This window comes from Deinococcus sp. QL22 (genome assembly GCF_023370075.1).
Classification (GTDB): Bacteria; Deinococcota; Deinococci; order Deinococcales; family Deinococcaceae; genus Deinococcus.
This window is the reverse complement of record NZ_CP097149.1, coordinates 2,902,632-2,914,591: the sequence shown is the minus strand read 5'-3', so window position 1 is coordinate 2,914,591 and position 11,960 is coordinate 2,902,632. Positions and strand designations below refer to the sequence as shown.

Here is an 11,960-nt window from a genome sequence, read left to right as displayed (position 1 = left end):
GATTTTCTTTACGCTCTGTTCATGACCGACTCCCAGACTGGCTCTTCTCAAACGGGCACGCAGCAGATCAAGCAAGGCTTTGCCGAGATGTTCAAGGGGGGCGTGATCATGGACGTGGTCACCGCCGATCAGGCCCGAATTGCCGAGGCTGCCGGAGCAACTGCCGTGATGGCCCTGGAGCGCGTGCCCGCCGACATCCGCAAAGACGGTGGCGTGGCCCGCATGAGCGACCCCTCCATGATCAAGGAAATCATCGCCGCAGTTACGATTCCGGTGATGGCCAAGGCCCGCATCGGTCACATCGTGGAAGCGCAGATTTTGCAGGCGCTCGGCGTGGATTTCATCGACGAATCCGAAGTGCTGACCCCCGCCGACGACCAGTTCCATATCCTCAAGCACGGCTTCAAAGTGCCCTTCGTGTGCGGAGCCAAGAACCTCGGAGAAGCCCTGCGCCGCATCGGAGAAGGCGCTTCCATGATCCGCACCAAAGGCGAGGCCGGAACCGGCAACGTGATCGAGGCCGTGCGCCACGCCCGTACCATCCTGGGCGAGATCCGCGCCATCCAGACCCGCCCGCCCGAAGAACTGATGACAGTGGCCCGCGACCTTCAGGCTCCCTACGACCTGATTCAGTACGTCCACGCGCACGGCAAACTGCCCGTCGTCAACTTCGCTGCGGGCGGCATCGCCACCCCCGCCGACGCCGCCCTGATGATGCACCTCGGTCTGGACGGCGTCTTCGTGGGCAGCGGGATCTTCAAGAGCGATAATCCCGAACGCCGCGCCCACGCCATCGTGAAGGCCGTGACCCACTTCGATAACCCCGATATGCTGGCCGAAATCAGCGAAAACCTCGGCGCACCCATGACCGGCATCAATATCGACGACCTGATCCCCGCCGAGCGTCTGGCGTCTCGCGGCTGGTAAGAACATCGCCGTTCAGCCCTGGCTGAACCGAGCAAAGCGAGCAGCGAACAACAGACGTCAGAACAATTACCCCACCATTCACCACCCGAACAGGGGAGACGGCCACCACCGTTCTCCCCGTTCCCATGAGGTTTCTCTATGACTCAGCCCACACTCGGCGTCCTGGCCCTGCAAGGCGCATTCCGCGAACACCGCCAACGCTCAGAAACACTCGGCGCAACTGTCCAAGAAGTTCGCCTGCCCGCCGATTTGCGCGGTCTGTCCGGTCTGATCATTCCCGGCGGCGAAAGCACCACGATGGCCCGCCTGATGACCGATTACGCCCTCTGGCAACCCGTGCGCGACTTCTATGCACGCGGCGGGGCGATCTGGGGCACCTGTGCCGGAGCTATTTTGCTGGCCCGCGACATTCAGGGCGCACCGCCTCAATTTGGTGTGCAGGACAGCCTGAATCTGATGGATATTCAGATTCGCCGCAACGCTTTCGGACGACAGGTGGACTCCTTCACGACGCCGCTGACTGTCACGGGCCTGGTGCAACCCTTTCCAGCAGTGTTCATTCGCGCCCCCGTGATCGAAAGCGTGGGCGAGGGCGTGGAAATTCTGGCCGAGCATAGCGGTCAAGTCGTCCTGGCCCGCCAAGGCCGTCTGCTCGCCAGTTCATTTCACCCCGAATTGACGCCTGACCCCCGCCTACACGAGCTGTTCCTCAGCTTGGTCAACGCAACGGTATTGGAAAACGCCTGATAATCGGACAAATCATTCACGACAAATCTAACTCGTGAATGATTTCACTTTCGTGTTCCCCGCCTTCATCACACCCGTTCCACTGTCCCCGCCAACCGCGCCCGTTCTGCCGCAAAGGCCATCCGGTGCGAATCCAGAGACTCGGCCAGTGGGGTAGGGGGCGCAGACTGGCCCCGCAAAAATGCCAACCATGCGGCCACCAGCCCCACATCCCCGCCGCCGTGATTGCCTGCGGCGTCTACCGTCCAACGTTCCACCTCACCCGTGCGGAAGTCGTGGCGCTCCAGTTCCCCCCGCTCCATCTGCCCGCGCAGTTCGCCGTGCGTGCCCAGGAGCTTCAGCGTGCGCGTGTTGTTGTGCGTCAACGCGCTGACGGTGAGTTGCGCGATGACGCCGTTGGCAAACGTAACGGTCATGGCCTGATGATCGGCCACATTATTCCCGCCGCTATACACGCAGCGGCCATACGGCCCGTGTGCCAAAGCATCAGCCAATGTCACTCCACCCGCCGTCAAGACTGTTACGGGCCACACCACCGGATCACGCCCGCCGTAAATCACGCGGGCATCGTATGGACAGGCCACCACCGGGCACGTCACGCAGCGATCTGAGGCCCCGACCGGAGCTTCTTCAGGCCGGAAATGATGCAGGCCACCCTCACTGGACACCCGCACAGGCGGCGCACCCGCAAACCAGCGCAGCAAGTCCAGATCATGCCCGCTTTTGGCGAGGATAAACGGCGCGGCAGGCGGGCTGGAGCGCCAATTGCCCCGCACAAACGAATGCGCGTAATGCCAATACGCCACATTCTCGGCATGCTGAATACCCACCAATCGCCCCAATCTACCGGAATCCAACACCGCCCGCACTGCCCTAAAAAAGGCAGTGGCCCGCAACACATGGCACACCGTGACCCGTCCAGAAGACGACGCTTCTGCCGCCAGCAACGTTTCTAATTCGACTTCCTGCAGGCAGATGGGCTTTTCCAAAAGTACGTCGTAGCCCAGCGCCAACGCCCGCAAACATGGCTCCACATGCATGTCGTCAGGCGTGGCGATCACCAGCGCATCGGCTACCCGGCCCAGTGCAAAAAACGCATCGGCATCGGCAAAACAGGCGCCTGTGCCCAGCCCATGCCGCACCGCGACTTCGGCCAGGCGTGCAGGTCGGGAGTCGACCAAATGCGTAATGCTTGCGCCCAGCGCGGTCAGATGCCGGGCGTACACATCCGCGCCCCGGTTGCCGCAGCCGAGGATAGCCACCGAAGTCACGCCCGCTCCACGCCCCAGCCCACGCCGCCCGGCCTCTGCACTGTTCCGGCCTGCCAGTCCAGCCCGATATAAGGATCATCAGCTAGCAGCAAGGCCCCGTCCAGGTCGGCCCAGTCGCATGCGCCCGCCAACTGTGCCGCCGCCGCGATGCCCAGTGAGCTTTCGATCATGCAGCCCATCATGACCTGTAGGCCGTGCGTGCGGGCCAGTCTCAGCGCATGTAACGCTTGCAACGGGCCGCCTAATTTTGCCAATTTCAGGTTCACGCCGTCAAAGGCCGCCGCCAACGCGGGCACGTCCGATACATGGTGCAAGCTCTCGTCGGCCACGATGGGCACGTGGGAAACCGCCCGCAGTGCGGCGTGGCCTTCCAGATCACCCGCTACGAGGGGCTGCTCCAAAAGTTCCACGCGGGCCGCGTCCAGCACGCCCAGCATCCGTTTCGCCTGCGGGCGCGTCCACGCGGCGTTGGCATCCACCCGCAGGGCCACGTCGGGCGCTTCCTCGCGCAGGGCCTCCACGATCTGCTGATCCCGGTCTGTTCCCAGCTTGACCTTGAGAATCCCGTGCCCGCGCCCTGCCGCTTCCCGCGCCTGTCGCCGCATATCAGGCAAGTCGGCGAGGCTGACGGTGTAGCTGCTTTCGGGAATGGGGGCGGGGGAGAGGCCCAGCAGCCGCCAGACCGAGAGTCCCACCCGCCGGGCGCACCATTCCAATGCGGCCATTTCCAACGCACATTTGGCGCTTGGATGGTGAAAAGGCATCAACGCCGTGAGCCGGGCATGCAGGCCGTTCCAGTCCCATGGATCAGTCAAGGCCCCGGCCAGCAAGGGCAGCACCGCCTCCACCGTGCCCCGCGTTTCGCCGTAAAAGGCATTGGGCGCGGCCTCGCCCTGCCCGGTCACGCCTTCATGCGTGAGGCTGACGAAGGTACGCGGATATACCGAATGCGTCCAGCGGGCAATCCCGAACGGCTGCGCAGTGTGGAGTTCCAGTGTTTCCCACGAGAGTGTCTCCCAACTGGCCTGCGTACTCAAACCGTCCACCGCCCGAACCCCTTGCAACTCGCCGCCAAGCGCGTGCCGTAGTCGCCCTCCCCAAACGTTTCCACCGTGACCCGCATATGCGTCGCGTTGGCGTGTACCATGCGCCGTTCGTCCAGCATGATGCCCACGTGACCGGGAAAAAACGCCAGATCGCCACGTATCGGCTCAGCCACTGCCGTCAGTTCCACTTGCTGCAAGTCGGCGTCACGCGCCATGGCCCGGCCAAACGCCGCATAGGCCAACTGCGACAGTCCCGAACAATCCAGTCCCCACGCAGAACGCCCGCCCCAAACATACGGAACCTCCAGAAAACGCAGCGCAAAGTCGGCCACATCACCGCCCGCCACAGGCAAAAAGCACACCGCCTGCACCCACGCCGCCGCGCCGTCCGGCAGGAGCACAGGCCGCCATACCCGGCCCCCTTCCGTTACGCTCTCGCCGCTGTCCTGCACCACCACGGCCCCGAAACACAGCTCAGCCACGAGGGGCGCACTGACCTTTGGGCGGGCATACGCATGGGCACGTAAGGCCGTGACTGTCAGTGTTTCTCCGGTAGGAAACCCGTTCAGCACCCCCGCCGCCCGCACCCAGCCCGGATACCTGTCGTGTCCGGTTTTGACCCACGCCCAGCCTGCTTCCCGCCACAGCACCGACACCGCTTCACCCGGCAAGGCCTCGCTGACCTGCTCGGCCCCCTCATCCGGCGCGGCCCGCAGGCTCAGGCGGGCATTCCCGGCCCAGCCCGCTTTTGCCGTCAGCCAACGCCAATCCTCGCCTTCCACCTGGCCCTCCAAACTGGCTTCGGCCAAGCGGCGTTCGGGGTCGTAAGCGTGCAGGCGCGGGTCTAGGGTGGGTGCAGCAGTCATAGCCTCAGCCTAAGGCATTGGGTGGGGTGTGGGCAGTGGATTGTGGGGCAAACAGTCCAGGTCTATGCCAACTCCCGCTTCACAAATACCGCGTCATCCACCGCGCCCAATTCTCCCCCAGAACCCCGCGCCGCACCTCTGCTGGCAGCACGTCCACACTGCCCGGCACATCACGGTAGGAGTCCACCCCTGCCGGACATTTCTCCTGCCCGAATCCGCCGTCCAGATCAGTGCCGAGGGCCACCCGCTCCCACCCGATCAGGCCCGCATAGTGCTGAGCGTGATCCGCCAACCTGCCCAGCGGCGCACGCGGATCGCTGTCCTGCCAGCCGGGCTGCAAGAACTTTGAAGGATAGACCAGTCCGATCACGCCGTCCTTTTCGGCAATGGCCCGCGCCATGTCGTCGGTCAGATGTCTATTGCCCTCCACGATGGAGCGGCTGTTGGCGTGCGTGGCAATCATCCTCGGATGCAACTCTGCCGCGTCCCAGAAACTGGCATCGTCCAGATGCGAGGCGTCCAGTGCGATCCCCAGTGACGCCATTGCTCCCACCAGTTCCCGCCCCGCCGCCGTGAGTGGGCCGGGCGCTTCTGTGCCGCCTGCGTACCGGGTGCGCCCCCACGCTGGCCCAATGACCCGCACGCCCGCCGCCGCCCAGAACGCCAGATCATCCACATCCCGTACCGGGTCAGCGCCTTCCATCAGCAGCACCACTCCGGGCGGCGCGCCCTCCAATGCCACATGCGCCGCCACCTCCGCTCCCGTCCTCAGCAACCGCAAGTGCCCGTCATCTTCCCAGCGCCGGTACTGCTCCAGTTGCCCCAATGCCTGCCGCCGCGCCCCGGCATGGTCGGTGTACCCGTCTGGACTCTGGATAGGATGGTGATCTGTACGCGGCAGGGCAAACAGCGTGCCAAAGCATACGCGCAGGCCCGCCGCCTGCATTTCCGGGAAGGTGACGGTGGCCGTTTCGCCCGCCACCGGGTCGCTGCGCCGCAAGTCCGCCAGCGGTAAGGTCAGGTCTCGTCCCAACGCGGCATTGAAGGCCAAGTCCAGATGTCCGTCGATCAGCATAGGCGGCATTGTAGTAGGCAGCGGTGCAGGCTGGGGCATGGAGGGCTGGGGCCGCCCCCCGACTTCTGCGAACCTTGACCCTCCGCCCCGCCTGACCCCCCGGAACGCTATGCTGCCCCGCGTGCGTTCTCTTCAGTTCCGACATGGTTTAGCCACCCTGCGCTACGACGCGGCAGGCCAGGGTGAACCGATGGTGCTGATTCACGGCCTCAGCGGTTCGGGTCGGTGGTGGCGGCGCAATGTCCCCGTGTTTTCGCAGTCCCACCGTGTCTTTGTCCTCGACCTCGCTGGATACGGCGGCGCACGGCGGCAGCGTTCCCTCGGCGTGCGCGAGGACGCGGCCCTGATTGCCGCGTGGCTGGACAACCAGAACCTGACAGGCGTGACCCTGATCGGCCACAGCATGGGCGGACACATCGCCCTGCGCGTGGCCCAACTGCGCCCACAGCGGGTCAGTCATCTGGTCTTGGCCTGTGCCAGCGGCCTGCTGGACGGTCATCCGGTGCGGGTGGCCCTCAAACTGCCGCGTGCCGTGGTGACCGGGCGCAAATCCTTCGTGCCGCGCATCTTGCTGGACGCCGCCCGCGCAGGCCTGCCCAACATGTGGCGCAGCACCCTGCACCTGCTCGGAGACAACGTGCTGGACGTGTTGCCCGGTCTGAGCGTCAGAACACTGGTGATCTGGGGCGCACGCGACGCACTCGTGCCCCCCAAGCTGGGCCGTGCCCTCGCCGCTGCCATTCCCGGCGCACGCTACGAGGAAATCGCGGGGGCAGGCCACGTGGTCATGGTGGATGCCCCCCGGCAATTCAACTCGCTGGTGCTGAACTTTTTGCGTGAAGGCACGACTCAGTGACCGCGACAGTTGAAACGTTACACCCCGGAACATCCCACTTCACCCGCGTGAACGGCCTGCAGACCCACGCCTGGGTACGCGGCGACGGCCCCCCGCTGGTGCTGGTGCCGGGGCTGGGCTGTGCGTCTTGGATGTATGTCCGGGTGTCGCGTGAGTTGGCCCGCGAGCGCACCGTGTACGTGTACGACCCGCCCGGTCACGGCTTCAGCCAGGGCCAACGCGACTATCCACGCAGGATGGAAGACCTGACCGATCACCTGGCCGAGTGGCTGGTGGCCTGCGGCCTGAACTGTGCGCCGCTGTTCGGGCATTCGCTGGGCGGCGAGGTCATTTTTGATCTGGCGGCCCGCTATCCCACCTGCACCTCGGCCCTGATTGCCTGCGCTCCCACCGGCATTCCCGAAAACCCCAGCGTGACCATGCAAATCCTGCGCCTGCTGCGCGACCTGCCCCGCGAGCGCTTGCCCCTGCTGCTGCCCGCCCTGGGCGCCTATTCCACCAGCGGCTTTGCCCTGATGCTGCGGCTCGCCACCGACCAGAGCCAGCACGACACCGGGCCACTCCTGAAGAAGGTGCGGGTGCCGACTCTGCTGCTCGACGGCGACGCCGACCCGGTCATTCAGTCTTGGACGGTGCAGGAGATTCGCCGCGCCATCCCTGAAGCGTTGGTGCGAACTGTGCCCGGCGGCACCCACGCCCTCACCGATTCGCACCCCAAAACGGTGGCCCGCTACACGCTGGATTTCTTGCGGCAGGTCGAAGAGGGCCAATCTCAGGGGTCAGCTCTTCAGTGTCATCCGTGAATGCCAAGTCAAATCTGCTTTGACGCAATCCTATTGCTTTAACCGACCCGTCTAGGCACTTCAGCGCAACCCTGTTGCTAGACTAAGCCTTCTCAATGCTACACTCAGTCAAATGTTCGAGGATACCCACGACCACCACGTACTCCTGACGCCCGGCCCCACCCCGATTCATCCCCGCGCCCAGAAAGCCCTGATGCGCGGGATGCTCGGCCACATGGATCCCGAAGTGTTCGCCCTGAACCGCGAAATTCAGGCCGACCTGCGCGTGATGTACGGCACGGAACCCGAAGCCTTCACCGCGCTGCTGGCGGGCACGGGCAGCCTCGGTATGGAAGCGGGCTTCGCGAATCTGGTGGAAAAGGGCGACGAAATTCTGGTCTGCGCCAACGGCAGCTTCGGGCGGCGCATGGCCGAGATGGCTGCCCGCTACGGCGCTCATGTGCGGCTGGTCACGGCTCCACTGGGCGAAGCGATCAAGCCCGAAGACGTGGCCGCCCACCTCGACGGTGTGGCGATGGTGGCCGTCGTCCACGGCGAAACCAGTACGGGCGTGCTGAATCCCGTGCCCGAAATCGCTAAGCTGGTACGCGGCAGCGGCGTGTTGCTCACGGTGGACGCCGTGACGACTGCCGGAATGGAACCCTTCCATATGCAGGACTGGGGCGTGGATTACGCCTATACGGGCGCACAAAAATGCCTCTCGGCCCCGCCCGGACTTGCGCCGATTGCCATCAGCGAGCGTGCGTTTGCCCGCTACGCTGCCCGCCGGACACCCACGCCGCTGTGGTACTGCGATTTCGAGGGGCTGCGCGACTACTGGGTGGAGCATACCTACCACCACACCATTCCCGTGAATCTGCACTACGCCTTCCACGCCGCCCTGCAAGCCGCATTGGAAGAAGGCCTGGACGCCCGCAAACTGCGGGTGCAGCAGCTTGGGCAGGTCATCACCCGCACGCTCGCACCGCTGGGATTCTCCCACTATGTGCGCCGCCCCGAAGACCGCCTACCCACCGTGCTGGCCCTGCGGTTGCCCACTGGCATGGATGATTCCGCCGTGCGTCTGGCCCTCCGCGCCCGCGAAATCAGCGTGACAGGCGGCCTCGGCCCCACCGCTGGCGTGATCTGGCGCTTGGGTCTGATGGGAGAAGCCGCCCGCCCCGCACCGTACCGCGCCCTGATGGTGGCCCTTCAAGACCTGATGGGCGCACCCGGCTTGGTGGCCCGCTACGAGGAAGAATTGCAAGTGGCGGGGCTGGTGGGGGAGAAGCAGGGCGTACTGGTCTAAGCAAAGCTCAAAAAGAAAGAGGCATCTGCACACGCGGACGCCTCTTTCTTCTTTTGCACCCTTTCTACATCTTCCCCGTGCGAATCACATCGGCGATCACGGGCGGCAGGTTCCACGCCATGATGTCGAAGGCGCTGGACGCAAAATCGTACGTGACCTTATGCAACGACACTTTGGGTCTGCGGCCCACACAATCCACAATGGCTACATCTGCGCCCGGTTCGTGGTTCAGGCTCAGACCCACGCTGCCGGGGTCAAGAAAGGTGGTGTCTCCGATCACGCGCACAAAGGGCACATGCGAGCCGCCCACCACGATCACGCGGGAGCTGAGGCTGTCGGCCAAGGCTTCGAGCTCCCGCTCCTGCGCCATCAGGTCTATGCGGTCTTCGGGGTTGTGCGGCGAGCCGTGAAAAAAACGCACGCGGCCCACCGGGGTCATGATCCGGCCACCGGGCGGCAGGCGGCGCAGGTAGTCGTTTTGCTCTGGCGTCAGCATTTTGCGCGTCCACGTCAACACCTGATCGGCCACGCCTTTTCGCTCCGAGCGTTCGCCCAATTCCATGGACACGCGCATGTCGCTGCTGCCCAGGCCAGTGACCCAGCCCTCGCGCCTCACAAAGTCAATGACCGGGCCGGGACTCGCGCCGTAACCCACCAGATCACCCACCACGATCACCTGATTGACAATATTCTCCGACAAAAACCGTTTCACGGATGTCAACGCGTGAATGTTGGCATGCAGGTCACTAATAAACGCGATTCTCAAGGTCTGTTTATCCTAGCAGCCAAGCGGCCCAGCGCGGCAGCAAACCCCCCAACGGGGGCGGCCTGAATTGTGGCTTGTGAAGAAGCGGGAAGTCGTGCTAGTCGGTCACGCATGGTTCATAGGCAGTGCGGAACCTTCTGAAGCTCTGCATTCATCAACCCTTGGGCATACCGCGCCGCCGAGCGGTTGTAGCGCGGCAACGTGTGGGCCAGAGCCGTCAGGGCCACCGCCAAGCCCTCGCGTTCGCGGCCCAAATCGGCCAGAGTCAGGGCCATAAAAAGAGCGACTGCCCCGTCTAAAGCATCGGACGGCTGGCCCGTTTCAGCTGTCAACAACGCCAACGCTTCCTCGGCTTGGCCCACATTCCGCAGTGAACTGGCCAGTTGAATCACAGCCCGGCGGCCAGAGCTTCCCGGTATAGTTCGGCAGCCCGCAGCGGGTGTCCAGTGGAATCCTGCCCCGCAGCGCGTTCGAACAACCGAATGGCGCTGGGTAGGTGGGCACTCACAGCGTCCATCCGAACCAGAAAATCACTGTCTTTGACACTTCCCAGCGTTTCCCACAGGGCGGCCAATTCTTCTTCCCAGGCAGCGGTCATGTCCCCAGTGTGACGCACCGCTCATCCGCGCCCGCTTTACAATGCCCGGGTGCGTGCCTCGCCCTCCCTGCCCACCACCCTGCTTGCCGCCCTGCTCGGAGGCCTGCTGGCCCTCTGCGGATTGCCGCTGGGCTGGAGTTTTCTCAGCTTTTTGCCGCTGGCCGCGCTGCTGGCGTTTGCCGCAAGTGGTGCAACGGCCCGCAACGTGGCAGGCCGCGCCTTCTGGGCAGGCACCGCCTATAGCGCCGTCCATCTGTGGTGGCTCACCGCGTTTTTGGGCAAGCTGTTCGGGTTTCCGCCTGCTGGCGTGCTGGCCTTCGCGTTGTTTGCCCTAGAAGGTGCATTTTTGGCGGGCATGGCGTGGCTGGTGGGCCGCTTCCTGCATTCAAAGGGAGCGCGGGTGTGGGGGCTGGCGGGCGGCTGGGTGGTGCTGGAATGGCTGCGCTTCCTCGGCCCGCCCGCCTTTCCGTGGCCCACGCTGGGCTATACGCTGCTGCCCACGCCCGCTATTCAAATTGCCGACCTGGGCGGCGTGCTGCTGGGCAGTGTGCTCATTGCGGCCACAGCTGCGGCGCTGGCCTGCTTTGTGGGTACGGTGCGGCGGCGTGGCGAGGGATGGGGGAGACGCCGCCCGTTGCTGCTGATCGCGGCTGCCTGGGCACTGGCGTGTGTTTACGGCCTGACGCGCACGGCAGGCAGCGGGCCGGAAACGCCGATGCTGCTGCTCAGAACCACCATCGATTCCTTTGACCGCGCCTCCCGCCGCCTGACCGCGCAAGAACAATTTGAGTTGCAGGCTGGCCTGACCCGCATCAACCGCCGACCAAACGAAGTGGTGGTCTGGAGCGAGAGCAGCGTCGGTGATCCCGCCTTGCTGCCCACTGTTCCCGCTGAGGGCATTTACGGCGTCAGCCAGATGGAACCCCGCCGCAATTCAGTTCGCGCCTGGGACGGCGGCAGCGTCACCTCCGAAACCGACAAGGCCCGCCCGGTTCCCTTTGGTGAATACTTTCCGTTCCGGCAAGCCCTCGCCCCTGCCTGGAGCCTGATCGAGCGCACCATCGGCGTTTCGCTGGAAAGTGTGCCGCCTGCCAGAGTCCTCAATACTCTTCAACTGAACGGCGTTCAGTACGGCGCATACGTCTGCTACGACAGTGTGTTTCCGTGGGTCACCCGCGTGCTGGTGGGCAAGGGCGCAGAAATTCTGGTCAATGTCTCCAACGACGGCTGGTACGACGGCTGGGGCGTTCAGCAACATTTCATGATGGGCCGAGTGCGGGCCATAGAAACGCGGCGGTATATCGTCCGCAGCGTGAACTACGGCATCGCCGCCGAGATCAACGACCTGGGTCAGCCCGTGCAAACGCTGGAAGCGGGCCAGGGCGTCCTGCACGCCCGCCCACTGCGCCTGACCGGGCAAACCCTGTTCGTGCGCTTGGGCGATTGGCCTGCGCTAGGGCTGGCTGCGCTGATGGTGGTGTTCGCAGGCCTGATTGATCGGCGCTATCGGCGGCAGCTGTAGACAGAAGCTCTACACCTTGCGCCATGAACTGAGTATCTCGCTGGCACCTGTCAAATCGGTTGGTGTTTTCCCCCTTGACTGTGATTCGGCGGGCCTTCACGGCCTTCCTGTGAGCTTGCCTGATTTATGCCGTGTGGGACGATGTTTATAGCTGTTTACTGCTCATAGCCCAGAATTTACGGTTCTCGCCCTTTT

General features: G+C 64.3%; 11 protein-coding genes and 1 pseudogene. 6 read left to right on the top strand and 6 right to left on the bottom strand.

Going from position 1 to position 11,960, the window contains the following annotated elements; genetic code table 11:
* The first annotated feature begins 21 nt into the window (after positions 1-21).
* Both pdxS and pdxT read left to right on the top strand, forming a co-directional pair.
* On the top strand, positions 22-927 hold the full coding sequence (pdxS, locus tag M1R55_RS14520; protein ID WP_249392443.1) for a pyridoxal 5'-phosphate synthase lyase subunit PdxS: 906 nt from the start codon (positions 22-24) through the stop codon (positions 925-927).
* A 138-nt stretch (positions 928-1,065) separates the two neighbouring features.
* Entirely contained in the window at positions 1,066-1,674 is a 609-nt protein-coding gene (pdxT, locus tag M1R55_RS14515; protein ID WP_249392442.1) for a pyridoxal 5'-phosphate synthase glutaminase subunit PdxT, read from the top strand.
* 68 nt (positions 1,675-1,742) lie between these two features.
* Here pdxT and M1R55_RS14510 read toward each other — a convergent pair whose 3' ends face one another.
* From M1R55_RS14510 to M1R55_RS14495, 4 genes are all read right to left on the bottom strand, one after another.
* Positions 1,743-2,945, bottom strand: coding sequence for a Gfo/Idh/MocA family protein (locus tag M1R55_RS14510; protein ID WP_249392441.1), 1,203 nt, complete (start codon positions 2,943-2,945; stop codon positions 1,743-1,745).
* The gene (locus M1R55_RS14505) at positions 2,942-3,991 is read right to left on the bottom strand and encodes a dipeptide epimerase (protein WP_249392440.1); all 1,050 of its coding nucleotides are present in this window, start codon (positions 3,989-3,991) and stop codon (positions 2,942-2,944) included. The genes M1R55_RS14510 and M1R55_RS14505 overlap by 4 nt, the downstream gene beginning before the upstream one ends.
* Positions 3,979-4,857, bottom strand: coding sequence for an NlpC/P60 family protein (locus M1R55_RS14500; protein ID WP_249392439.1), 879 nt, complete (start codon positions 4,855-4,857; stop codon positions 3,979-3,981). Before M1R55_RS14500 ends, M1R55_RS14505 begins: the two co-directional genes overlap by 13 nt.
* A gap of 79 nt (positions 4,858-4,936) precedes the next feature.
* Complete coding sequence (locus M1R55_RS14495; RefSeq protein ID WP_249392438.1) at positions 4,937-5,932, bottom strand: dipeptidase; 996 nt, start codon at positions 5,930-5,932, stop codon at positions 4,937-4,939.
* 109 nt (positions 5,933-6,041) lie between these two features.
* On the opposite strand from M1R55_RS14495, the gene M1R55_RS14490 reads away from it, so the two are divergent.
* The 3 genes from M1R55_RS14490 to M1R55_RS14480 all read left to right on the top strand — a co-directional run bounded on the left by M1R55_RS14490 (position 6,042) and on the right by M1R55_RS14480 (position 8,879).
* Positions 6,042-6,788, top strand: coding sequence for an alpha/beta fold hydrolase (locus M1R55_RS14490; protein ID WP_249392437.1), 747 nt, complete (start codon positions 6,042-6,044; stop codon positions 6,786-6,788).
* A complete protein-coding gene (locus M1R55_RS14485) occupies positions 6,785-7,591 on the top strand; it encodes an alpha/beta fold hydrolase (RefSeq protein WP_249392436.1) in 807 nt (268 codons plus the stop codon). Before M1R55_RS14490 ends, M1R55_RS14485 begins: the two co-directional genes overlap by 4 nt.
* 112 nt (positions 7,592-7,703) lie before the next feature.
* Complete coding sequence (locus M1R55_RS14480; RefSeq protein WP_249392435.1) at positions 7,704-8,879, top strand: alanine--glyoxylate aminotransferase family protein; 1,176 nt, start codon at positions 7,704-7,706, stop codon at positions 8,877-8,879.
* A gap of 64 nt (positions 8,880-8,943) precedes the next feature.
* Here M1R55_RS14480 and M1R55_RS14475 read toward each other — a convergent pair whose 3' ends face one another.
* Both M1R55_RS14475 and M1R55_RS14470 read right to left on the bottom strand, forming a co-directional pair.
* Positions 8,944-9,645 carry a metallophosphoesterase gene (locus M1R55_RS14475; protein ID WP_249392434.1) on the bottom strand — a complete coding sequence of 234 codons (702 nt, stop codon included), beginning with the start codon at positions 9,643-9,645 and terminating at the stop codon, positions 8,944-8,946.
* Between the two features lie 116 nt (positions 9,646-9,761).
* Positions 9,762-10,162, bottom strand: a pseudogene (locus tag M1R55_RS14470) (tetratricopeptide repeat protein).
* A 130-nt stretch (positions 10,163-10,292) separates the two neighbouring features.
* On the opposite strand from M1R55_RS14470, the gene lnt reads away from it, so the two are divergent.
* Positions 10,293-11,765: an apolipoprotein N-acyltransferase gene (gene lnt, locus M1R55_RS14465; RefSeq protein WP_249392433.1), complete on the top strand. Its 1,473-nt coding sequence runs from the start codon at positions 10,293-10,295 to the stop codon at positions 11,763-11,765.
* Positions 11,766-11,960 lie beyond the last annotated feature (195 nt).

What these genes read in the sequence shown, in the direction of transcription:
- M1R55_RS14495 (WP_249392438.1), bottom strand. Translation starts at nt 5,932, where the DNA reads ATGCTGATCGACGGACATCTGGACTTGGCCTTCAATGCCGCGTTGGGA.
- M1R55_RS14500 (WP_249392439.1), bottom strand. Translation starts at nt 4,857, where the DNA reads ATGACTGCTGCACCCACCCTAGACCCGCGCCTGCACGCTTACGACCCC.
- M1R55_RS14480 (WP_249392435.1), top strand. Translation starts at nt 7,704, where the DNA reads ATGTTCGAGGATACCCACGACCACCACGTACTCCTGACGCCCGGCCCC.
- pdxT (WP_249392442.1), top strand. Translation starts at nt 1,066, where the DNA reads ATGACTCAGCCCACACTCGGCGTCCTGGCCCTGCAAGGCGCATTCCGC.
- pdxS (WP_249392443.1), top strand. Translation starts at nt 22, where the DNA reads ATGACCGACTCCCAGACTGGCTCTTCTCAAACGGGCACGCAGCAGATC.
- M1R55_RS14490 (WP_249392437.1), top strand. Translation starts at nt 6,042, where the DNA reads ATGCTGCCCCGCGTGCGTTCTCTTCAGTTCCGACATGGTTTAGCCACC.